General features: G+C 66.8%; 19 protein-coding genes. 8 read left to right on the top strand and 11 right to left on the bottom strand.

Annotation, left to right across the window (positions count from 1 at the left end; genetic code table 11):
- Positions 1 to 50 precede the first annotated feature (50 nt).
- Complete coding sequence (locus tag ABIC94_RS01380) at positions 51 to 1,799, top strand: PglL family O-oligosaccharyltransferase (RefSeq protein WP_354370781.1); 1,749 nt, start codon at positions 51 to 53, stop codon at positions 1,797 to 1,799.
- Here ABIC94_RS01380 and moaC read toward each other — a convergent pair.
- Positions 1,784 to 2,266: a cyclic pyranopterin monophosphate synthase MoaC gene (gene moaC / locus ABIC94_RS01375; RefSeq protein ID WP_307580509.1), complete on the bottom strand. Its 483-nt coding sequence runs from the start codon at positions 2,264 to 2,266 to the stop codon at positions 1,784 to 1,786. The genes ABIC94_RS01380 and moaC overlap by 16 nt on opposite strands.
- 54 nt (positions 2,267 to 2,320) lie before the next feature.
- Here moaC and ABIC94_RS01370 point away from each other — a divergent pair, with 54 nt between their 5' ends.
- A complete protein-coding gene (locus tag ABIC94_RS01370) occupies positions 2,321 to 3,886 on the top strand; it encodes a M48 family metalloprotease (RefSeq protein ID WP_354370780.1) in 1,566 nt (521 codons plus the stop codon).
- A 26-nt stretch (positions 3,887 to 3,912) separates the two neighbouring features.
- On the opposite strand, the gene ABIC94_RS01365 is transcribed toward ABIC94_RS01370, so the two are convergent.
- From ABIC94_RS01365 to ABIC94_RS01355, 3 genes are all read right to left on the bottom strand, one after another.
- Positions 3,913 to 4,266: a phage holin family protein gene (locus ABIC94_RS01365; RefSeq protein WP_307703774.1), complete on the bottom strand. Its 354-nt coding sequence runs from the start codon at positions 4,264 to 4,266 to the stop codon at positions 3,913 to 3,915.
- 105 nt (positions 4,267 to 4,371) lie between these two features.
- Positions 4,372 to 4,836: a hypothetical protein gene (locus ABIC94_RS01360; protein WP_354370779.1), complete on the bottom strand. Its 465-nt coding sequence runs from the start codon at positions 4,834 to 4,836 to the stop codon at positions 4,372 to 4,374.
- Between the two features lie 81 nt (positions 4,837 to 4,917).
- On the bottom strand, positions 4,918 to 5,661 hold the full coding sequence (locus ABIC94_RS01355) for a TerC family protein (protein WP_354370778.1): 744 nt from the start codon (positions 5,659 to 5,661) through the stop codon (positions 4,918 to 4,920).
- 486 nt (positions 5,662 to 6,147) lie between these two features.
- On the opposite strand from ABIC94_RS01355, the gene ABIC94_RS01350 reads away from it, so the two are divergent.
- Complete coding sequence (locus ABIC94_RS01350) at positions 6,148 to 6,612, top strand: DUF3717 domain-containing protein (RefSeq protein WP_354370776.1); 465 nt, start codon at positions 6,148 to 6,150, stop codon at positions 6,610 to 6,612.
- Positions 6,613 to 6,625: 13 nt separating this feature from the next.
- Positions 6,626 to 6,931, top strand: coding sequence for a putative signal transducing protein (locus ABIC94_RS01345; protein ID WP_354370775.1), 306 nt, complete (start codon positions 6,626 to 6,628; stop codon positions 6,929 to 6,931).
- A gap of 12 nt (positions 6,932 to 6,943) precedes the next feature.
- On the opposite strand, the gene ABIC94_RS01340 is transcribed toward ABIC94_RS01345, so the two are convergent.
- From ABIC94_RS01340 to purB, 4 genes are all read right to left on the bottom strand, one after another.
- Positions 6,944 to 7,504: a YaeQ family protein gene (locus ABIC94_RS01340; protein ID WP_354370773.1), complete on the bottom strand. Its 561-nt coding sequence runs from the start codon at positions 7,502 to 7,504 to the stop codon at positions 6,944 to 6,946.
- 34 nt (positions 7,505 to 7,538) lie between these two features.
- Complete coding sequence (locus tag ABIC94_RS01335; protein ID WP_354371406.1) at positions 7,539 to 9,677, bottom strand: TonB-dependent receptor family protein; 2,139 nt, start codon at positions 9,675 to 9,677, stop codon at positions 7,539 to 7,541.
- Between the two features lie 78 nt (positions 9,678 to 9,755).
- Positions 9,756 to 10,907, bottom strand: a complete 1,152-nt coding sequence (locus tag ABIC94_RS01330) for a PepSY-associated TM helix domain-containing protein (RefSeq protein ID WP_354370772.1) — start codon at positions 10,905 to 10,907, stop codon at positions 9,756 to 9,758.
- A 150-nt stretch (positions 10,908 to 11,057) separates the two neighbouring features.
- Positions 11,058 to 12,437 (bottom strand): adenylosuccinate lyase, encoded by a 1,380-nt coding sequence (gene purB, locus ABIC94_RS01325; RefSeq protein WP_354370771.1) that lies wholly within the window; start codon positions 12,435 to 12,437, stop codon positions 11,058 to 11,060.
- Between the two features lie 120 nt (positions 12,438 to 12,557).
- Between purB and ABIC94_RS01320 the strand changes: the two genes are divergently transcribed.
- Positions 12,558 to 13,169, top strand: a complete 612-nt coding sequence (locus tag ABIC94_RS01320) for a glutathione S-transferase N-terminal domain-containing protein (protein ID WP_354370769.1) — start codon at positions 12,558 to 12,560, stop codon at positions 13,167 to 13,169.
- Positions 13,170 to 13,495: 326 nt separating this feature from the next.
- On the opposite strand, the gene ABIC94_RS01315 is transcribed toward ABIC94_RS01320, so the two are convergent.
- Positions 13,496 to 14,143, bottom strand: a complete 648-nt coding sequence (locus tag ABIC94_RS01315) for a glutathione peroxidase (protein ID WP_354370767.1) — start codon at positions 14,141 to 14,143, stop codon at positions 13,496 to 13,498.
- Positions 14,144 to 14,271: 128 nt separating this feature from the next.
- Here ABIC94_RS01315 and ABIC94_RS01310 point away from each other — a divergent pair, with 128 nt between their 5' ends.
- From ABIC94_RS01310 to ABIC94_RS01300, 3 genes are all read left to right on the top strand, one after another.
- The gene (locus tag ABIC94_RS01310) at positions 14,272 to 15,129 is read left to right on the top strand and encodes a ferritin-like domain-containing protein (protein WP_354370766.1); all 858 of its coding nucleotides are present in this window, start codon (positions 14,272 to 14,274) and stop codon (positions 15,127 to 15,129) included.
- Between the two features lie 42 nt (positions 15,130 to 15,171).
- Complete coding sequence (locus ABIC94_RS01305) at positions 15,172 to 16,053, top strand: RNA polymerase sigma-70 factor (RefSeq protein ID WP_354370764.1); 882 nt, start codon at positions 15,172 to 15,174, stop codon at positions 16,051 to 16,053.
- Between the two features lie 86 nt (positions 16,054 to 16,139).
- Positions 16,140 to 16,601, top strand: a complete 462-nt coding sequence (locus ABIC94_RS01300) for a carboxymuconolactone decarboxylase family protein (RefSeq protein ID WP_354370762.1) — start codon at positions 16,140 to 16,142, stop codon at positions 16,599 to 16,601.
- Between the two features lie 10 nt (positions 16,602 to 16,611).
- Here ABIC94_RS01300 and ABIC94_RS01295 read toward each other — a convergent pair whose 3' ends face one another.
- Positions 16,612 to 17,790 carry a septal ring lytic transglycosylase RlpA family protein gene (locus tag ABIC94_RS01295; protein WP_354370760.1) on the bottom strand — a complete coding sequence of 393 codons (1,179 nt, stop codon included), beginning with the start codon at positions 17,788 to 17,790 and terminating at the stop codon, positions 16,612 to 16,614.
- Positions 17,783 to 20,647, bottom strand: coding sequence for a bifunctional [glutamate--ammonia ligase]-adenylyl-L-tyrosine phosphorylase/[glutamate--ammonia-ligase] adenylyltransferase (glnE, locus tag ABIC94_RS01290; protein WP_354370759.1), 2,865 nt, complete (start codon positions 20,645 to 20,647; stop codon positions 17,783 to 17,785). Before glnE ends, ABIC94_RS01295 begins: the two co-directional genes overlap by 8 nt.
- Positions 20,648 to 20,669 lie beyond the last annotated feature (22 nt).

Raw genomic sequence — 20,669 nt, 5'->3', positions numbered from 1 at the left:
CTCCCATTCGCTGCCATTCGTCGGCCCGGCCGGTCGGCACAATCGGCGGAATGACTTCCCGCGCAGCGCCCCTCGAGGCCGCCGCCCTTCCTTCGAAAGCAGTCGGCGCCTTGCGGGCCGGGCTGGTCGCGTTCCCGTTTCTCTGCCCGCTCGTGGCCGGCCCGTCGGTCCAGGCTTGGCAGCTGTTCGCAACCTGGGTCTGCGTTGCAGCACTGCTTCTCGCGGTATCTCCCGGCGTGCCGGCGCGCGGCATCTGGGCTTGGCTGGCGACCGGAATGGCTGCGGTCGTGCTTTCCTCGCATGGCTCGCCCGCTCTGTGGCTGCCCGCTGCGGTGGTGCTGGGCGCCATGGCTGCCGCGGCCTGCGTGGGGGTGGGCATGGCGCGGGGCGGGCCATCCGCTGCGGCGGTGCTGGCGACGGGCATCCTTGCGGCCGGCCTCGTCAGCGCGGTTCTGGGCCTGCTCCAGTACTACGGCCTGGCCGAACCGCTGGTTCCTTGGACGACCACGCCCGCGCTGGGTCAGGCGTACGGCAACCTGCGCCAGCGCAACCAGTTCGCCACGCTGATCAGCATGGCGCTGGTGGCGGCGCTGTGGATCCACGCCACGCAGCCGTTGGTGCGCACCAGGCGCTGGCTGGTGGCGGCTGCCTTGTTGCTGCTGGTGGCCGCTGCGGCGTCTACGTCGCGCACCGGCCTGCTTCAGCTGCTATCGATCGTGGGCGTTGCCACCCTGATCGCATGGCGGGAGCGCCGTGGCGCGCCCGAAGAAGGCACCGGCGTCCACTTCCGCCTGCCGCCGCCGCTCATGCTTGTGGCCATGGTCCCGGTCTATTTCGCCATCGCCTGGGTGCTGCCGCAGCTCACCGCAAGCGAGGTCGAGGGCATGATGCGCCGGCTGCAGGAAGGCGCCCCGGGCGACCACACGCGGGTGATTCTCTGGCGCAACGTGCTCACGCTCATTGCCGAACATCCCTGGACGGGGTGGGGCTGGGGTGAACTGAGCTTTGCGCACTACAGCACGCTGTATGCGGGAGCGCGGTTTCCCGAGATTCTGGACAACGCACACAACTTGCCGCTGCACCTGGCCGTGGAGCTGGGTATACCGGCCTCGGTGCTGATCTGCGGCGGGTTCATCTGGATGGTGCTCGCGGCAAGACCCTGGCGCGAACGCGATCCGGCGCGGCTCATGGCGTGGGGCATGCTGGGCGCGATCGTCCTGCACAGCCTGCTGGAATATCCGCTCTGGTACGGGCCCTTTCAGCTGGTGTTCGGGTTGTGCCTGGGAATGCTGTGGCCGGCCAGGCGCGCCCGCGCCGGCGCCCAGTTCGCCTCGTCGGGGCAACGCTTCATGGCCAGGTGGCTTCAAGCGCCTGTCTTGCCTGCGGTGGCGGCAGCCGCGCTGACGACGGTGGTCAGCTATGCCACCTGGGACTACATCCGCATCAGCCAGATCTACCTGCCGCGCGACGAGCGTTTGCCGGCCTATGAAGACGACACGCTGGCCAAGGCCAGGAAGTCCTGGCTCTTTGCAAGGCAGGTGGGTTTTGCCGAACTGACGCTCACCAGGGTCACCGCCGCCAACGCCGCCGAGATGCATTCGCTGGCCGGGCGCATGCTGCATTTTTCGCCTGAGCCACGCGTGATCGTCAAGCTGATCGAGAGTGCCGAGCTGACGGGGCGAGGCCAGGAAGCCTGGGAACAGGCGGAGCGCTTCCGCATCGCCTTTCCGGTGGAATACGAACGGTGGCTGAGGGGGCAGCCGGTCGACGCGCGAGAACCTAGTCAGCCAGCGACGTAGCTTCCCGACTTGCCGCCGTGCTTCTCCAGCACATGCACATCGGTGATCCGCATCCCCCGGTCCACGGCCTTGCACATGTCGTAGATGGTGAGCAGCGCCACCTGCACGGCGGTCAGCGCTTCCATTTCGACACCCGTCGGCCCCACGGTTTCGACGGTCGCGGTGCACACCACCTGGGGCGCATTGCCCTTTTCCGCCAGTGCAAACGCCAGCGCCACGCGCGTGAGCGCCAGCGGGTGGCACAGCGGAATCAGGTCGCTGGTTTTCTTGGCCGCCTGGATGCCCGCAATGCGGGCGATGCCGAGCACGTCGCCCTTCTTTGCGGTACCCGATTCGATCAGCGCCAGCGTTGCTGGCTGCATCTCGATGCGGCCTGTGGCCACGGCCACGCGATGGGTGGCGGGCTTGGCCGCGACGTCGACCATGTGGGCCTGGCCCTGAGCGTCGAAATGGGTGAGGGAGCTCATGTGTGAACGTTCGGTGTGAAGGTGCATCATACGAGCCCGAGCCATGGACGAGGAATGCCGCGCTTGACTCCTTCCGCTGAGAAAAAAAGTTCTGCCACACCCGCGTTGCGGTCGTTGTGCGCTACCGTTTTAATAGCGTGCCAGGTTTTGTTGCCGGTACCTGCCCGTGCGCAGCTGCAAGTGCTGCCGGGCCTGGGCGACGGCGGCGAAATGACGGCCAGCGCCGAGCGCCAGCTGGGCGACCAGATCGCGCGCGAGCTCTACCGCGACACCGACTACATCGACGACCCGGTGATCGGCGCCTATGTGCAGGAGATCTGGCAGCGCCTGTTGGCCGCCGCACGCCAGCGCGGCGAACTCACGCCCGAGCTCGACGAGCGTTTTGCCTGGGTCGTTCTGCTGGGGCGCGACCGCAACATCAACGCTTTCGCGCTGCCGGGCGGTTACCTGGGCCTGAACATGGGCCTGATCGCCACAGTCGGCAGCCGCGACGAACTGGCCACGGTGCTCGGGCACGAGCTGTCGCACGTCACGCAGCGCCACATCTCGCGCATCATGAGCAAACAGGGCAAGCAGATGCCGCTGATGCTGGCTGGCCTGATCCTCGGCATGATCGCCGCCAGCAAGAGCCGCAACGCCGATGCGGGGCAGGCCGTGGTCATGGGCAGCCAGGCGCTTTTCATGCAGAACCAGCTGAGCTTCTCGCGCGACATGGAGCGCGAGGCCGACCGCGTCGGCTTCGGCGTGATGACCCAGGCGGGCTTTGCACCGCAGGGTGCGGCGACCATGTTCGAAAAGCTGCAGTACGCCTCGCGCCTCAACGACAACGGCTCCTACCCCTATCTGCGCAGCCACCCGCTCACGTCCGAGCGCATCTCGGACATGCAGGGGCGGTTCCAGTTCAACATCGACGCCGCTCCGGCCATGCCGCTGGTCATGGACCACGCCATGATCGCCGCGCGCGCCCGCGTGCTCACGCGGCCGGGTGTCGATGTGCTGCGCCTCTGGGTCGACGCCGCCTCGAGCGGCGAGTTCGCCAGGAGCAGCCCGGCCCAGCAGGCCGGCACGCTCTACGCGGCGGCCCTGTCGGCCAAGGAACTGCGCGATTTCAAGTCGGCACGCGCATTGGCCGAGCGGCTGACGGCGCGCACCGCCGAAGACGCATCCGCCGCCAAGCTGGCACGCTGGCTCAACGCCGAGATCGAACTCGCCGGCGGCGGTGCTCCCAAGGCCGCCACCCTGCTCGACGTGAAATCCAGGGAGCGGCCGGAGATGCTGCTCGCGGCCGATGCCGCCGTGGCCACGCGCCAGCCCGCGCCGATGGTGCCGGTGCTGCGCGACTGGGTGGCCACGAATCCGCGCGACGCCACCGCCTGGCGGGCACTGGCCAATCTTTACGGCGCGCAGAACGACACCGCGCGCGCGGTGCGTGCCGATGCGGAGGCGAACGTGGCCATCCTCGACTACCCGGCCGCCCGCGACCGCCTCAAGGCTGCGCAGGAGCTGATGCGCAAGCCGGGCGCGCCCATCGACCACTACGAAGCGTCGATCATCGATACCCGCGCGCGGGCCGTGGAAGCGCTGGTGAAGCGGCAGGCCGAGGAGCCGCCGCTCAGGTGAGGTGAAGAGAAGAATCCGAGGGCGGCTCAGCGCTTGGAGAGAAGCCCGCCCAGCGCGGCCTCGATGACCAGGCCCAGCAGCGAATAGATCAGCGAGCCGATCAGCGCCGCCACGAAGCCGCTGACCTGAAACCCCGCGAGCAGGCCCGATGCGGCCCAGAACAGCAGTGCGTTGATCACGAACAGGAACAAGCCGAGCGTGACGATGGTGACCGGCAGCGTCAGCACCACCAGCACCGGCCGGACGATCATGTTGAGAAGGCCGATGACCGCGGCGGCAATCAGCGCGGAGCCGAAGCTGTTGACCTGGACACCGCTGTAGAGATAAGCCACCGCCAGCAGCGCCACGGCGCTGAGCAGCCATTTGATGATGATGCGCATGCGCCGCAGGATACCCCAGCGACCCCAAAACGACGAGCCCCGGTGCGTTGCCGCACCGGGGCTCGTCAGGGAAGCGTTGTCGCGCTGACTCGCCAGTTCCGGCAGTTACTCGGCCAGCTCGTTCGCGAGCACCAGCAATGCGCCCATGCCCATCACGGCACCGGGAAAGGCCCAGCCCGACTGCCGCGGCGGCGTCTGCTCGGGCGTGACCGGCTCGAGGTCGACGCCGATCTTCGGGCGGCGCGCATCGACCACATGGGTGGCCGCATGCTCGCGCTTGAGCTGCTGCGTCAGTTCGGCCAGCGGGCCCTTGGCAAGCACCGGCGTCACCTGGCCTCCATTGCGTTCGAGCAGGGGCAGCAGCTGCGCCTGCACCTTGCTGAACCACTTGGCGCGCCAGTTTTCGCGTGCGCTGTGGCTCACCCACTTGCTGATGCGGTGCGTCATGCGCGGAGCGCAGGCCACCAGTACCCAATGGCGCGCCACGACGCTGCCGGCATCCGGTGCGAGCTCTGCGAACTGCTCGGCGGCATAGCCAGCGTCGTCGACATAGAGAATGATCTTTTCCATGAGGCGCTCCTTCAAGTAGTTAGAGTGGCAGAGACTGTTCCATAGAGGAAGAGCATTTTCTCCGATGGCGGCTGCAGGCGATCAGCTCGTCGTGGCGGCTTCTTCGGCGGCCTTCGGGCGGCGCATGGCCACCAGCTTGCCGATGACCAGCACCAGCAGCGCACCGGCAACGCCGGCGGCGTACCTGACCGTGTCGGTCTGCGGCACCTTCGGCGCCCATGTCCAGGCCGCGGTGTTCGACAGCGCGGGATCGGACACCGCCATGGTGCCGGCAATCCAGCCCAGCAGCATGCCGCCGACCGTGATGATGATCGGGAAGCGGTCCATCAGCTTGATGACCAGCTGGCTGCCCCAGACGATGATCGGGATGCTCACCAAGAGGCCGAAGATCACGAGCGGCATCTGGTGGCCCTGGCCGGCGCCCTGAGCGGCACCGGCAATGGCGATCACGTTGTCCACGCTCATGACCAGGTCGGCCACGATCACGGTCTTGACGGCGGCCCACAGCTTGTCGCTGCCCTGGATGTTGCCGTGCGCGTCGTCATGGTCGGGCGCCAGCAGTTTGACGCCGATCCACACCAGCAGCGCGGCGCCGACCAGCTTGAGGAACGGAATCGCCAGCAGCGTGAGCGCGAAGAAGATCAATATCACGCGCAGCACGATGGCACCGGCGGTGCCCCAGAGAATGCCTTTGGTGCGCTGCGCAGGCGGCAGCTTGCGGCAAGCCAGGGCGATGACGACGGCGTTGTCGCCACCGAGAAGGATGTCGATCATGATGATCTGACCGACCGCGACCCAAAATTCCGGGGCCATGAACTGTTCCATAGGTTCCTCTTGTCTTCGCGCGCCATTCGGCCATCCATCCTAAGAGGAATGGCGGCAGTTTGGCGCATTCGTTCGTTTCGATTCATCCCGCGCGGGCTGTTCGAAGCATGACGAAGACCGGTGGTGGAACCGGGAATTCAGGAACGCTTCGATCAAACCTGCGCAGGTTCAAATCGAAGGTCTTGCTCGACAGCGCATACCGGCAGGCACGCGTTGCCCGACAGGCCGGAAGTGTTGTGCTTCGTATTGACGACCTGGCGTTTTCCGCCGTCGTGGACGGCAGTCGGGAGCTACTCCCCTTCGTAGGGGGATTAGAGCATCGAGCCCCCCGCCCTGGCAACCAAAAGTTTTCTGCAGATTCGGGAGGCTGCCCGCTGGGCCTCGTTTCCACGGGCACGGGCGCTACGTTTTTTGTAGCCTCTATAACCTTCCGCAGCCGTGGGGCATTGCCGGACTATGATCGCCGCTCGCTGCTTTTTCTCTCCCATGGCCGCCATTCACATCACCGACATCGAGGCCGCCATCAACCATTGGCGCGAGAAGAGTCCCTCGCCCGACGGCATCACCCTGGCGCCCGAATTGCGCGCGCTTGCCGAGGTTTACGCGCTCATGGTGTTCCACCATGAAGACGAGGTCGACGAGACCGGCTTCCCCGAAAAAGCCTGGGCCGCCTGGCTCGACTGGTACCACAGCACGCCCGACACCCCCTGCATTGCCATCTGCTCCACCAGCCAGGGCGACGACCAGTGCAAAGGCTGCGGCCGCAGCTTCGACGAGGTGCAGCACTGGCCCGCCATGTCGCCGGCCGAAAAACGCGTGACCTGGCGCCGCATCACCATGGAAGACACGGCCTGGCGCTTCAACAAGTACGCCGAAAGGGCGCGCGAGGCCGAGCCGCCGAAATGGCCCGACGACCCCGCCGAGCCCCTCGGCCCCGACGACACCCCCTGAACGAGGCCACCGCATGCGCCGCCTCGCCCAAGCACCGAACCTCGCGATCGCGACCTTATGGGTGCATGCGCTGCGCGAGGAGGGCGTCGAGGCAACGGTTCAGCGTGAATTTCTCGGCGCCGTGATGGGCCAGCTGCCGCCCGACCAGTGCCTGCCGGAAATCTGGATCGACGACGAAACCCAGTTCGAGCGCGCGCAGCAAGTGCTGCATGCGGCGCAGCACCGGCCTCAGCGCAACTGGCAATGCGTGTGCGGCGAGCGGATCGAAGGCGGCTTCGAGCAGTGCTGGCACTGCGGCGAAATGATGCCGCAGGCCTAGGGCCTGTTAACGCTACTTCCAGCGCAGCAGCTCGACGTCGATGCTGTTCGTGCCGTCGCCCAGCGTCAGCGTGTTTTCCTGGATGGTCGCCTGCAGCTGCATGCTGCGCTGCGCCAGCGCGGCCAACGCTTGCGAGGCTTCCGTTGGCACGCGATAGACAGACAGGTTCTGCGGCCGTGCGAGCTTGTTCTCGATGCCGCGCCACCAGATCTCGGCGGCGTGGTTGAAGCAATAGACGATCACCTCGTCCGACTTGCCGCAGGCCTTGATGACGGGCTTGTCTTCCGGCTGGCCGACCTCGATCCACAGCTTGGTCTCGCCCGTGAAATCGCGCAGCCAGACATCGGGCTCCTCGACGTTCGACAGACCCGCGCCGAAGGCCAGCGTGCCGTCGCCCTTGCACACGTCCTGCAGCTTGTACGCGTTGAGCGCAAGCGCGACGAGCCGGATCATCATCCGCTCGTCGGTCTCGCTCGGGTGGCGCGCCAGGGTCAGCGCATGGTCGGCGTAGTAGCCGTGGTCGATGTCGGCCACCGCGAGGGCGGCCTTGAAGATGGTGGATTTGAGGGCCATGGGTGCGCGAGTGTATGCGCCTCCATGGGGTTCGTCAGAACGCCACCGAGGCCTGCATGTACAGCGTGCGCGGCTGGCCCACGTACTTGCCGCCGTTGTTGTCGACCGAGCGGTTGTAGTAGCGGCGGTCGAACAGGTTCTTGATGCCGACGGCCAGCTTCAGGTTGCTCATCGAAGGGCCGAAGTCGTAGCCCGCACGCAGGTTCATGGTGGCGTAGCCCGGGATGTCGCCGAGCCGGCCGGTTGAATCTTCCAGCGTGATGTACCGCGCGCCGTCGTCGGGCGAACCCGGCGAACGCTGCTTCGATTGCGCGTACACGTCGGCGTTGAAGGTCCACGGCCCGCGCTCGTAACGCGCGCCGAGCGTTGCCACCTGGCGCGAGTAGAAAGGCAGGTCGCGGCCGGCAAAGGCGCCCGCCTTGGAGGTGGCCTGCGTGTACGTGTAGGTCGCGGACAGCGACAGGCCCTTGAGCGAATCGCTCAGGCTGCCCATGTCGTAGCGCAGGGCCGATTCCAGGCCGCGGTGCCGCGTGGCGCCCAGGTCGGTCCACTGTCCGACGTCGCCGGTGATGGAGCGCGCCAGCTGCAGCTCCTTGTCGAAATTGATGTTGAACAGCGTCAGCTCGCCGCTCCAGCTCTCGCCCTTGTAGTGCGTGCCGATTTCGTAGGTCTTGGCCTTCTCGGGGTGCAGGCCGCTGGTGGACTGCGCGAGCTGGGCGTACTGCTGCGGGCCGAACGACACGCCGGCATTCGCGAACACCGACCAGCGCTCGCTCATGCGGTAGAGCACCGACAGCGTCGGCAGCACCTCGTTCGAATCGATCTTCGGATAGATCGCGCCCGTCACCCGGTTGTTCGCCACGGTGAAGACGTCGTTGTGCGAGCGGATCGACTCGTAGCGCACGCCGGGCGTGATCGTCCAGTTGCCGAAGTCGATGCGGTCGTCGATGTAGACGGCATGCGCGGTGGTGCCGCCCTTGCTGGCCTGGTACGCCGGCTGCGCGCGGGTGTAGGCGTTGTAGCCGGGCGTGGGCGTGTAGTAGCTGCTGCGCGTTGCCACCTCGGAGGCTTCTTCCTTGAGGTAGCGCAGGCCCACGCTCACTTCCTGCACCACGCTGCCGGAATCGATCAGGCGCGAGTAGCGGGGCTCGATGGCAAAGGTCTTGTAGTCGCGCGGAGCCGTGGTGAGCCGGCGCTTGCCGGTGTTGGCGCCGGTGCCTTCCTGCTCGAGGTAGCTGCTGCGGTATGAGTCCGTGTAGTAGGTCAGCATCTCGAACTTGTTCACGCCGTCGTTGTGCGTGTACTTGATCGAGCCGTCGGTGCGGCGTCCGGAAAATTCGTCGAAAGGGCGGTCCGACTGGAACGGGTTGGCCGCAAACTGCGCCGTCGTCAGGCCGCCCGGCATGCGGCCCTTGCCTTCAAAGTGATGCAGCGACACGGCGATGTCGTCGGTCTTCGAGATGCGATACGCGCCCTTCAGCATCAGGTCGTCGATGCTGGTGTGGTCGTTGCTCTGGCGGAAGCCGTCGCCGTGCGTGCCCGAATACAGCAGCGCCAGGCCGAGGCCGTTCTCGTTGGTGCCGCCCACGAACAGCGTGGGCGTGGTCTTGAGGCCGCCGCCGTGGCTGGCGCTTTCAACGCCCACACCCACTTCGCCCGCGAACTGCTTCGGAATCGCCCGCGTCACGAAGTTGATGATGCCGCCCACGTTCTGGGGGCCGTAGCGCACGGAACCCGCTCCCCGCACCACGTCGACCGCTTCCAGGCTGCCGAGCGACAGAGGTGCCAGCGAGAGCTGCGGCTGGCCGTAAGGTGCGTAGGCCAGCGGCACGCCGTCCAGCAGGATGGTCGAGCGCGGCGACAGCCGCGAGGTGAGCCCGCGCACGCCCACGTTGAGCGAAATGTCGCTGCCGCCCGTGCCGTTGCTCTCTTGCACCTGCACGCCGGGAACCTGGCGCAGCACGTCGCGCACGCTGGTCGAGCCGCTTTCCTGGATCTGCTTGCGTTCGATGATGCTGCGCGCGCCCGGGTGTTCGAGCACCTTGGTTTCGCTGGGCGTGCCGAGCCAGTCGCCGGTGACGGTGACCGCCTCGAGCGATTTCGCGCCGGACGCGGCATCAGCCGGTTCCGCGTCGGCGGCAAAGCTCTGGAAGCTGATGGGGAACAGCGCCATGACGAGCGCGGCGCATTTCTTTTGTTTGAACAAGGCTTCTCCTCGAATATCAGGAAATCGAAAGCGGCAACGTCCCGCTCAGGACATCGTGCGGTTGTTGTGGGCAAGTGATGCGCTGTGGCGCGCCGCTGCGGCCGCCGCCGCACGGCGCCGCCACCAGAGCCAGATGCCGCTCAGGCCCAGGCCGCCGAGCGCAAGGCCGAGCAGCACCGTGATGGCCTGGTGCACAGGCCCGCCGAGCACGCCGGTGTGCAGCGGGTAAATCACCACCACCGCGCCGTTGCCGGCGTCCAGGTCTTGCCAGCGGCGCACGGCCAGCACCTCGCCCGTCAGCGGATGCAGCCACACCGAGCCGATGCCGTTCGGATGCGGATCGTCGGGCAGCCGGAAGCGCACGCGCAGCGGCCGGTCCGGTTTGGCGGGCACCTGGACATAGCCGATCGGCTGGCCCGGAAACACCTGCTGGGCGCGGGCGACGAGCTCGTCGAGCGAAAGCCGGGGGCCCGGCGCGGCTCCCTTCGGAACCACCGGCGGCTTGACCTGTTGTTGCCCGACTGCGGCTGAAATGAAGTTGCCGAGCGGCCGCCAGGCCATATAGGCGCCCGTGAAGATCGACACCGCAATCAACAGCCCGAGCACCGCGCCGCCGGTCCGGTGCAAATCGAACAGCCCGCGCAACAGGCCGCGGTTCAGCACGATGCGCAGCGAAGGCGGCCAGCGCGTGGGCCACCAGAGCACCACACCCGTGACCAGCAGGAAAAGGTAGGCCAGCGCCACGAAAGCCAGGATGCCCTTGCCCGTGTCTTCCAGCAGCAGGCTGCTGTGCAGCTCGAACAGCAGGTTGTAGGCGCCTTCGTGCGACCCGCGCCGGCCTTGCTCAGCGCCGGTTGCCGGGTCGAGGTAAAGCGTGCCCTCCCAAGGGCCCCGCACATACACCCAGAGCGTCTCGCCGGGTTGGCGCGGCGGTCGCAGCGTGAAGTTGGTGGTGGGGCCGAACTCGGCCAGCATGCGCTGGCGCAGCGGCTCGAGCGGCAATGCGGGCGCGGCCGTTCCTGTGCCCGCCCCAGCCGCGCCATGTGCGACGAAGAACGCGGGGTGCGCGTAGCGATCGATCGGCAAGGCCACCACCAGCACGGCGCCAAGCAGCGCCGTGAGGGCAAGTACCGGTCCGAGCGAAAGGCCGATCCAGCGGTGAATCTTGAGCCAGAGGCGTCTCAGGGGGGCGCGCATGAACAACGGGGACTTCGAAGCGTCCCGTCACGGTTGTTGGCTGGCGCGCCGGTCACGGCGCGTTGGCTGGAGATTTCGGCAGAAAACGGAGAGCGAAAGCGCGAAGCGAACAGCCGCCCTTGGGCGGCTGGTGCATCGGTGCGGGAAGCCTCAGATTCTACTGGCGAGCTCCGCAGCCTTGCCCACGTAGCTCGCCGGCGTCATGGCGAGGAGCCGCTCTTTTTCCGCTTCGGGAATCTCGAGCGAGCGGATCAGGCCATGCAGCGCCTCGGCCGTGACCGTCTTGCCGCGCGTCACTTCCTTCAGTTGCTCGTAGGCGCCCTGAACGCCGAAGCGGCGCATCACAGTCTGGATCGGCTCGGCCAGCACTTCCCACGAGGCGTCGAGGTCTTCGGCCAGCGCTTCTTCGTTGAGCTCCAGCTTGCCGAGGCCCGTGGCCAGGCTTGCATAGGCCAGCGTGGCATAGCCGAAGGCCACGCCGATGTTGCGCAGCACCGTGCTGTCGGTCAGGTCGCGCTGCCAGCGGCTGATCGGCAGCTTCTCGCTCAGGTGGCGCAGTACCGCGTTGGCCAGGCCCAGGTTGCCCTCGGCGTTTTCGAAGTCGATCGGGTTGACCTTGTGCGGCATCGTCGAAGAGCCGATTTCGCCCTTCTTGAGCCGCTGCTTGAAGTAGCCCAGGCTCACGTAGCCCCAGATGTCGCGCGAGAAGTCCACCAGGATGGTGTTGGCGCGCGCCACCGCATCGAACAGCTCGGCCATGTAGTCGTGCGGCTCGATCTGGATGCTGTACGGCTGGAAGCTCAAGCCCAGGCCCAGGGGCGCCGGCGTCTCGATGACCTTGCGGCTGAACGCCTCCCAGTCGAAATCGGGCCAGGCTGCGAGGTGGGCGTTGTAGTTGCCCACGGCGCCGTTCATCTTGCCGAGCAGTTGCACCGCGGCAATCTGCGCGCGGGCCTTCGACAGGCGCACCGCGACGTTCGCGATTTCCTTGCCCACCGTGGTGGGGCTCGCGGTCTGGCCGTGCGTGCGCGACAGCATCGACACGCCAGCGAACTGGTGCGCCATTTCGCGCAGCTTGGCAATCAGCCCGTCGATGGCCGGCAGCACCACTTTCTCGCGGGCGGCCTGGATCTGCAGCGCATGGCTGGTGTTGTTGATGTCTTCGCTGGTGCAGGCAAAGTGCACGAACTCGGCGGCTGCGAGCAGCTCGGGCCGGGCTTCGAACTTGGACTTGATCCAGTATTCGACCGCCTTCACGTCGTGGTTGGTGGTCTTCTCGATTTCCTTGATGGCCAGTGCGTCGGCCTCCGAGAAGTGGGCAACCAGGCCCAGCAGGTACTTGCGCGCACCGCCCGTGAGTGGCTTGAATTCAGCGAAACCGCAGTCGGACAGCGCAATGAACCACGCCACCTCGACTTGCACGCGCCGGTGCATGTAGCCCTGTTCGCTCATGAGCGGGCGCAATGCCGCGAGTTTGGCCGCATAGCGGCCGTCCAGTGGGGAGAGGGCGGAAACGGTGGAAAAGCTCATGCCCGAATTTTAGGCGGCCTGCGCCGACACCCGTTCGCGACACATCGGAGCCGGCCTTTTTCAGCGTTCCCCTAAAATAGGGATGAACAAACGTTATCAAAGCAAAGGGAGAGAGCCTTCATGAAACTGATCGGATCGGCCGCCAGCCCTTATGTGCGCAAGGTGCGCGTGGTGCTGGCCGAGAAACGGCTCGACTACCAGTTCGTGATCGAAGATGTCTGGGCTGCCGACACCACCATCGCCCACTCCAACCCGCTCGGGAAGGTGCCCTGCCTCATCATGGAAGGCGGCGACGCGATGTTCGATTCGCGCGTGATCGTCGAATATCTCGACACGCTGTCGCCCGTGGGCAAGCTCATTCCGCAGCAGGGCCGCGAGCGCGCCGAGGTCAAGACCTGGGAAGCGCTGGCCGATGGCGTCATGGACGCCGGCGTGCTCTGGCGCCTGGAAGCCACCTGGAGCGGCCGCGGCGACGGCGAACGCAGCACCACCTGGATCGAGCGCCAGCGCGCCAAGGTCGAGGGCGGCATTGCCGCCATGGCCAAGGGCCTGGGCGACAAACCCTTCTGCAGCGGCATTCACCTGAGCCTGTCGGACATCGCGGTCGGCTGCGCGCTGGGCTGGGTGGGGTTTCGTTTTCCCGAAATCGACTGGCGCGGCGAGCACCCCAATCTCGTGAAGTTGTACGACAAGCTGATGCTGCGGCCCAGCTTCATCGACACGCAACCATGAAAAAAGGCGCCTCAGGCGCCTTTTTCAATTCCGGAGCGCTTCATGTCGCGCTCCGCCCGTTCCCGGGAAATACAAAAATGCTGCGAGGCGCCCCGACGCGAAGGAGGGAGGGAGGGAGGAGGAGAAGAATCACCTCGGGATTTCGACCAGACGGGAGACGCCTGGAAGACCTCGCAACATGAAAACCGGAGGGCATTTGCTACCCATGCCCTTATGAGGACAGTGTGCCAGCGCGGTTCCCGGTCCAGTGGTAAACGTTTGTGACGATCGGTTCACACGTGTACTGCAAGCGGCCCTTCGAGAAACGCGCCCGGCGCAGCCTCCGGTCAGTTTGCAGCGAGCTGGCTTTCCACGACCTTCACGAAGGCGGCCTCGTCGGGCGCGGTCATGCTCGACCACGCCTGGACCACCTTGCCGTCCCGGCCGATGAGATATTTGTAGAAATTCCACTTCGGCGTGGTGCCCGAGGCCAGCGCCAGCTGCTTGAACAGCGGGTTGGCGTTGGCTCCGCGCACCGACGATTTCGCAAACATCGGAAACTTCACGCCGAAGGTGCTTTCACAAAAGTCGGCAATTTCCTTGTTGGAACCCGATTCCTGCGAGAAATCGTTCGACGGAAAGCCCAGCACCACCAGTCCGCGCGAGCGATATTTGCTGTCCAGCGCCTCCAGCCCCTTGTATTGCGGAGTAAAGCCGCAGAAGCTCGCGGTGTTGACCACCAGCACCACTTTGCCGGAGTACTGGCACAAAGACTGGGGTTTTTCGTCCTGCAGCCGCGGGAAGGTGTGTTGCAGTGTGGGGGGGCAGGCTGTGGCGGTGCCATCGGCAGGGGCCGCGGTTGGCGTGCCGGCTGGGGCGGGAGTGGCGGGAGTAGGGGCCTGGGCACCCGCCGTACCGGCGGCAAGCAGGCATGCTGCCAGGGCGGCGGCCGGTGCACAGCGCCTGGGCGCCGAGAATCGGGTGGGGGTTCGCATAGGGGCTCCTGGTACAAAAAGGGGGGCGTGCATTCGTGCCGTCAGGGCACGCATGGCCGCATCATCGCGCGTCTGTCACGGACGCGCCAAGCAGGCCGACTAAAATCGGCGGCCTTAGAAAGACTTAGATGCTTTATCCGGAACTCTTCAGACAACTCGAATCTGTCCGCTGGGACATGGACAAGGACATTCCCTGGCAGTCGTTCGATGCTTCGCTGCTGTCCGAAGAACAGGCGCAAACCATCAAGATGAACGCCATTACCGAGTGGGCGGCGCTGCCGGCCACCGAGATGTTCCTGCGCGACAACCGCCACGATAGCGATTTTTCCGCTTTCATGTCGATCTGGTTCTTCGAGGAGCAGAAGCATTCGCTGGTGCTCATGGAGTACCTCAAGCGCTTCAGCCCCCAGCATGCCCCCACCGAGCAGGAACTGCACGAGGTGCGCTTCGATTTCGACCCGGCGCCGCCGCTCGAAACCCTGATGCTGCATTTCTGCGGCGAAATCCGCCTCAACCACTGGTACCGCCGCGCGGCCCAGTGGCACACCGAGCCGGTCATCAAGCACATCTACACCACGCTGAGCCAGGACGAAGCCCGCCACGGCGGCGCCTACCTGCGCTACATGAAGCGCGCCCTGGAAAAGTTCGGCGACGAGGCCCGCGCCGCGTTCACCAAGGTCGGCGTGCTGATGGCCAGTGCGCGGCGCACCGCGCAGGCGCTGCACCCGACCAACCTGCACGTCAACAAGGCGCTGTTCCCGAACGACACCATACAGAGCCGCATGCCCGACCCTGACTGGCTCGAGCACTGGCTCGACAAGCAGATCAAGTTCGATGCCGCCTGGGAAGGCAAGGTCGGCGAGCGCATCCTGCACAACCTGAGCCTGCTGATGAACCGCAGCTTCAAGACCGTGCAGGAGCTCAACCGCTACCGCAAGGAAGTCTCCGCCAACCTCGGCCCCAAGGCCGAGTACCAGGGCGCATAAAGCCCGTTGTCACAAACGCGGTTGGTTGTCCGTCTTGTGACCATGGACGCCGCCACCCTTACCTTCGACAGCCACCGCCGCCGCCTGCAGGGCATCGCCTACCGCATGCTCGGCACCGTCTCGGAGGCCGAAGAGGTGGTGCAAGACGCCTGGCTGCGCTGGCACGAGGCCGATAAGGCCGGTTTCGACAGCGCCGAGGCCTGGCTGGTCACCGTCGTCACGCGCCTTTCCATCGACCGGCTGCGCGCCGCCAAGGTCCAGCGGGAGCACTACATCGGGGCCTGGATGCCCGAGCCGACGCTCACCGATGCGCCCGCCACGCCAGAGCAGCTGCTCGAGCGCGCCGACAACGTGTCGGTCGCTTTCCTCGCCGTGCTCGAGCGCCTGGCGCCCGAGGCGCGCGCCGCTTTCCTGCTGCGCGAGGTGTTCGACGCCGACTACGAAGAAGTGGCGCGCACGCTCGGCAAGAGCGAAGCCGCCTGCCGCCAGCTGGTGCACCGCGCCAAGGCGCAGGTGCAGGAGGCACGCCCGCGCTTCCAGGTCTCGCGCGAAACCCACCAGCGCCTGCTGCGCGCCTTTGCCGATGCGGCCGCGCGCGGCAGCCTGCAGGACCTGAAGGCGCTGATGGCCGAAGACGTCGAACTCATCGGCGACGGCGGCGGCAAGGTACAAAGCTTCAGCAAGATCTTGCGCGGCAGCCAGCGGCTGGCGCAGCTCTATTTCGCGCTCTGGCGCCGCATGGGCGCCTCGGTGCGCATGGAGCTGGTCGACATCAACGGCGAGCCGGGACTGCTGCGCTTTTTCGACGGCCAGCTCGAATCGGCCCAGACCTTCGAGATCGAGGGCGAGCGCATCGTGCGCATCCGCGCCCAGCGCAACCCTGACAAGCTGGCGCGCATCGCGCAGCTTTTTTCTTCGAAATAGTTCGCGCGGTGTGTCACAGGGCCGGGAGCTGGCCCGTCTTCAGTGGGTAGGAAGCAGATTTTCAACCCACCCACTGGAGCATTCTCATGAACACGACCCCCCGCCTGAACTGGTTCAAGACCATTCCCAAGACGTTCGAGGCCATCCTGGCCGTCAGCGCCAGCATCGATTCGAGCACCGTCGGCAAGACGGTGCTCGATTTCGTCTTCGCACGCGTCTCGCAGATCAATGGCTGCGCCTACTGCCTCGACATGCACGTGCGCGACCTGCGCAAACAGGGCGAAGGATGGCAGCGCATCAACAGCCTGGCCACCTGGCGCGAAGTGAGCTTTTTCAACGAGCGCGAACGCGCGGCGCTGGCGTGGGCCGAATCGCTCACTCGGCTGGCCGACCACCACGACGAGCGCGAAGCCGAGTTCGCGGCCCTGAAGGCGCAGTTCAGCGATGTCGAGATTGCCGAGCTCACCGTGGCCGTGGCGCAGATCAATACCTGGAACCGCATCAACGTGGGCATGCGCGTGCCCGTCGCCGTCAAGGAACTGGCCTGAGGTTTGTTCTTCAGCGGCGCTCGAGCACCATCGGTGCAATGCGCAGGCTCTCGCGCAATTGCGTGACGGCCTCGCCGGCCTCGTTGCGCGACGCAAAGGGCCCGGCCTGCAGCCGGTGCGTGCCGGCCTCGCTGAACACGCGCAGTTGCGGTGCCAGTGAAGGCAGGCCGCGCGCCGCCTGGCTGCGCAGGCTTTCCGCGCCATCGCGCTCGCGGAAGGCGCCGAGTTGCACCCAGAAGCCCGCCACTGCGGTGGAAGACGGCGCGGTGGACGGCGATGCAGTTAGGGGTGTGGCTGGCGCAGTCGGTGCGCTTGGCGCGGACATGGGCGCCATCGGTGCAAGGTCGGTCACCACCATGGGCTGGCGCGGCGGCGGCCCCCCGTCCGGCTCGAGGGCCGGCGGCGCCGTTTGCGCCACGGTCTCTGTCGGCGTCATCGGCGTCATCGGCGTTTGCGGCACGACCGGCATCGTCGAGGCCTCCGGCGCATTCATCGCCACCGGCGCCACCCAGGTCGAAGGCACGGCCACCGGCGCCGCCGCTGCGCGCCGCGATGGCGGTGGTGGAGGCGGCGCTGCGGCATAGGCGGTTCCTGAATCGCGCCGCCAGGCACCGGTGCGGATGTCTTCGTTCGTGATGCGCTCGATCTCCACCGGCGCCACGCCGCGCAGCAGGTCGAGCTTCAGCGCGGCCGTGTAGCTCAGGTCGATGATGCGGCCGTCGACAAACGGGCCGCGGTCGTTCACCCGCACGATCACCTCGCGTCCGTTGGCCGGGTTGCGCACCCGCACGTAGCTCGGCAGCGGCAGCGTCTTGTGCGCGGCCGTCATGGCGTACATGTCGTAGGGTTCTCCGCTCGCGGTCGATGCGCTGTGAAACTTGCGGCCGTACCAGGAGGCGATTCCAGATTCACGGAACGGCCGGTCGTCGGTGATCGGCTGGTAGGCCCGGCCCAGCACCGTATACGGCTTGCTGGTGCCGCCGCTGCCGCGGATGGCTTCGATGCGGGGCTCGGCATCGGGCACCCGGTCGAGGTCCGACGGAATGTTCGTGCCCGGGCCGTCGCGGCCGCTCAGCGCGCCGCCGCCGCTGCTGCGCGTGCCGCTCGCGCAACCTGCGAGAAGGACGGCGACGGCAACCGCGCAGGCAGCCAGCGCGGTGGGGGAGTGGGCGCGGGCCCGCTCAGCCAAACACGGCCTTCCACAAGGCCAGCATGGCATCGCGCTCGGCGGCCAATGCGGGCGGGGTGACCTGGGTCGGTTCTTCATTGAGGCGCGCGCGATGCTGCACGCGCCGCAGCGCGCGGTAAGCCGCGGCGGCATTGCGGCCGACCCCGGCGGGCAGCAGGCCGGCTTCTTCCGCGCGCACCAGCAGCGCGATGTTGCCGACATTGGGAATCAGCTCCGGATGCTCGCCCGACGACGACAGCACCAGGAACTGCACCGCGAACTCGGCATCCACCATGCCGCCCGGGCTGTGCTTGACGTCGAAGCGGTCGGCCTTCACCGGCCGTGCGCCGCGCAGCTTGTTGCGCATGGCGATGATCTCGGCCTTCAGCGCCTCGCGGTCGCGCGGAGCGACCAGAACGGCGTTGCGCACCTGGTCGAAGCGCTCGCCGAGCTCGGTGCTGCCCGACCCGTCGCCGGGCCGCGCCCCCTCGGGGGGCAGCGAGGACACGTCAGTGCCGAGCGTGGGGGCCATACTGATGAAGCGTGCGCGCGTCATGGCCTGGTGCTCCCAGGTCCATGCGGTGTTGCTGCCGCGTCCGAGCTGATAGCGCTCATAGGCTTCGAAGCTGGTAGTGAGCAGGCCCGAATTGCCGTTCGGCCGCAGGGCGGTGTCGATCTCGAACAGATCGCCCTCGCGCGTCTTCACCGTCAGCCAGTTGATCAGCTTGCGCACATAGGCCGCGTACACCTCGCCCGCGCGCTCGTCGTCATCGTCGTAGACGAACACGATGTCCAGGTCGCTGCCGTAGCCCAGTTCTTTTCCGCCCAGCTTGCCGTAGCCGATGATGGCGAACTGCGGTACCTCGCGGTGGCGGTTGCGCACATGCGGCCAGCACCAGCGGGCCGTCACGCGCAGCGTGGTGTCGGCCAGCGCGCTCAGGTCGTCGGCCACCTGCTCCACGGTGATGCGGCCGTCCACGTCGCGTGCCAGCGTGCGGAACACCTCGGCATGGTGGGCATGGCGCAGCAGGTTCAGCAGGCGCTCTTCGTCGGCTTCGCCGGTGCGGCTGAGCGAGGCGTGGCGCGCTTCGAGCTCGCGTTCGAACTCGGCCGCCACGAAGCGGCCCGAGAGCATTTCGTCGCTCGCGAGTTCGTCGATCACGCCCGGGTGCTGCATGAGGTAGCGCGCCGGCCACTTCGCGGCGCCCAGCAGCCGCAGCAGCCGCTCCTGGACCGCGGGCCGCTCGACCAGCAGCGCCAGGTAGCTTTCGCGCCGCAGCAGCGGTTCGATCCAGTCGGCCCAGCGCAAGGCGGCGTCCGCATGGCGCGGCGTCTGCCCCGGGCCGTCGCCGTCGGGCTCCTTCAGCCACTGGCCGGTGCGTTGAACCAGCTGGCGCAACCGTGCCCGCGTTTCTTCACGCAGGGCAAGCACGCGGGGCTGCTCGCACCAGTTGCGAATGCGTTCGGCAAAGGCGGGGGGCAAATCGTCGAGCAGATCGGCCAGGTCGGCGGGCGCGGCGGCCTTCTTGCCGTTGCACTTGCCGCTGCAGGGTTTTTCGCCGCCGAGCAGCTTGTCGAACTCCTGCGCCACCAGTTCGCGGTGCGTGTCGAGCTGCTCGAGAAAGGGGCAGCAATTGGCGTAGCCCATGGTCTGGGCAATCCAGCGCAGGTCGTCGTCCGCTACCGGCAGCATGTGGGTCTGCTGGTCGTCCAGGTACTGGATGCGGTGCTCCACGCGGCGCAGGAATTCGTAGGCCGAGGCCAGCGCATCGGCGGTTTCCTGCGGCATCAGGCCGGCGCGCGCCAGGCGCTGCAAGGCGTCGAGCGTGGGCCGGGTGCGCAGTTCGGGGAACTGCCCGCCGCGCACCACCTGCAGCAGCTGCACGGTGAACTCGATTTCGCGGATGCCCCCGCGCGACAGCTTCACGTCGTTCGCGCGTTCGGGCCGTCCCGCGCTGCGCCGTGCCGACTGCTCGCGAATCTGCCGGTGCAGCGTGCGCAGCGAATCGAACACGCTGTAGTCGAGATAGCGGCGGAACACGAAGGGCAGCACCGTGGCGCGCAGGCCTTGCGCACGGCCTTCGGACACGATGTCGCGCGGCGCCACCACCCGGCTCTTCATCCAGGCAAAGCGCTCCCACTCGCGGCCCTGCACCTGGAAATATTCTTCCAGCGCGTCGAGCGACACCACGCTCGGCCCGGAGTTGCCGTTCGGCCGCAGCGCCAGGTCGACGCGGAACACGAAGCCGTGCTCGGTGATGTCGCCCACCAGCGCGTAGATGCGCTTCACGGCGCGCGAAAAATACTCCTGGTTCGACAGGCGGCCGCGGCCGTCGGCATCGCCGCGGGTTTCGCCGTCCAGGTCGTACAGGTAGATCAGGTCGATGTCGCTCGACACGTTGAGCTCGCGCGCGCCGAGCTTGCCCATGCCCACCACCCAGAGTTGCGCGCGCTGGCCTTCGGGGCCGAGGGGCGCGCCGTGCACCGCGTCGAGTTCCTGGCAGGCGTCGCGGCAGGCGATGTCGAGCGCGAATTCCGCGAGCTCGGTCACGGCGGTGGTCACCACGGCCAGCGGCGCCTGGGCATCGCAATCGAGCGTTACAAGCCGTTCCATCACGAGCTGCCGCACAATGCGCAGCGCATCGCCGACGCTGTCGCCGCGTTCGCGCAATGCCTCGTAAGCCTTTGACATCGACTCGCGCAGCGGCGCGCCAGGGAGAAGCAATGCAAGCTCGGCCGCATACCTGCGGCGCAGACGCTGGACGAAGCGCGAATAAGAAGAAAACGCGACCTCGATCGCGATCGGTAGTGGTGTGGCTGGCAACTGGTTCACACTGATATTGGTTTCCGTGGAACCCCTCTGAATGCTGGCGGTCATAATTCCGGACACAGCGCGATCC

This window comes from Variovorax paradoxus (assembly GCF_040544635.1).
Lineage (GTDB): Bacteria > Pseudomonadota > Gammaproteobacteria > Burkholderiales > Burkholderiaceae_C > Variovorax > Variovorax paradoxus_R.
Note: the sequence above shows the minus strand (reverse complement) of the source record. Positions and strands in the feature narration are given on the sequence as shown.

What these genes read in the sequence shown, in the direction of transcription:
- ABIC94_RS01315 (WP_354370767.1), bottom strand. Translation starts at nt 14,143, where the DNA reads ATGCGAACCCCCACCCGATTCTCGGCGCCCAGGCGCTGTGCACCGGCC.
- ABIC94_RS01300 (WP_354370762.1), top strand. Translation starts at nt 16,140, where the DNA reads ATGAACACGACCCCCCGCCTGAACTGGTTCAAGACCATTCCCAAGACG.
- ABIC94_RS01380 (WP_354370781.1), top strand. Translation starts at nt 51, where the DNA reads ATGACTTCCCGCGCAGCGCCCCTCGAGGCCGCCGCCCTTCCTTCGAAA.
- ABIC94_RS01365 (WP_307703774.1), bottom strand. Translation starts at nt 4,266, where the DNA reads ATGCGCATCATCATCAAATGGCTGCTCAGCGCCGTGGCGCTGCTGGCG.
- ABIC94_RS01320 (WP_354370769.1), top strand. Translation starts at nt 12,558, where the DNA reads ATGAAACTGATCGGATCGGCCGCCAGCCCTTATGTGCGCAAGGTGCGC.
- ABIC94_RS01310 (WP_354370766.1), top strand. Translation starts at nt 14,272, where the DNA reads ATGCTTTATCCGGAACTCTTCAGACAACTCGAATCTGTCCGCTGGGAC.
- moaC (WP_307580509.1), bottom strand. Translation starts at nt 2,266, where the DNA reads ATGAGCTCCCTCACCCATTTCGACGCTCAGGGCCAGGCCCACATGGTC.
- ABIC94_RS01345 (WP_354370775.1), top strand. Translation starts at nt 6,626, where the DNA reads ATGCGCCGCCTCGCCCAAGCACCGAACCTCGCGATCGCGACCTTATGG.
- ABIC94_RS01335 (WP_354371406.1), bottom strand. Translation starts at nt 9,677, where the DNA reads ATGGCGCTGTTCCCCATCAGCTTCCAGAGCTTTGCCGCCGACGCGGAA.
- glnE (WP_354370759.1), bottom strand. Translation starts at nt 20,647, where the DNA reads ATGACCGCCAGCATTCAGAGGGGTTCCACGGAAACCAATATCAGTGTG.
- ABIC94_RS01350 (WP_354370776.1), top strand. Translation starts at nt 6,148, where the DNA reads ATGGCCGCCATTCACATCACCGACATCGAGGCCGCCATCAACCATTGG.
- purB (WP_354370771.1), bottom strand. Translation starts at nt 12,437, where the DNA reads ATGAGCTTTTCCACCGTTTCCGCCCTCTCCCCACTGGACGGCCGCTAT.
- ABIC94_RS01355 (WP_354370778.1), bottom strand. Translation starts at nt 5,661, where the DNA reads ATGGAACAGTTCATGGCCCCGGAATTTTGGGTCGCGGTCGGTCAGATC.
- ABIC94_RS01305 (WP_354370764.1), top strand. Translation starts at nt 15,172, where the DNA reads ATGGACGCCGCCACCCTTACCTTCGACAGCCACCGCCGCCGCCTGCAG.
- ABIC94_RS01330 (WP_354370772.1), bottom strand. Translation starts at nt 10,907, where the DNA reads ATGCGCGCCCCCCTGAGACGCCTCTGGCTCAAGATTCACCGCTGGATC.
- ABIC94_RS01340 (WP_354370773.1), bottom strand. Translation starts at nt 7,504, where the DNA reads ATGGCCCTCAAATCCACCATCTTCAAGGCCGCCCTCGCGGTGGCCGAC.
- ABIC94_RS01360 (WP_354370779.1), bottom strand. Translation starts at nt 4,836, where the DNA reads ATGGAAAAGATCATTCTCTATGTCGACGACGCTGGCTATGCCGCCGAG.
- ABIC94_RS01370 (WP_354370780.1), top strand. Translation starts at nt 2,321, where the DNA reads ATGCCGCGCTTGACTCCTTCCGCTGAGAAAAAAAGTTCTGCCACACCC.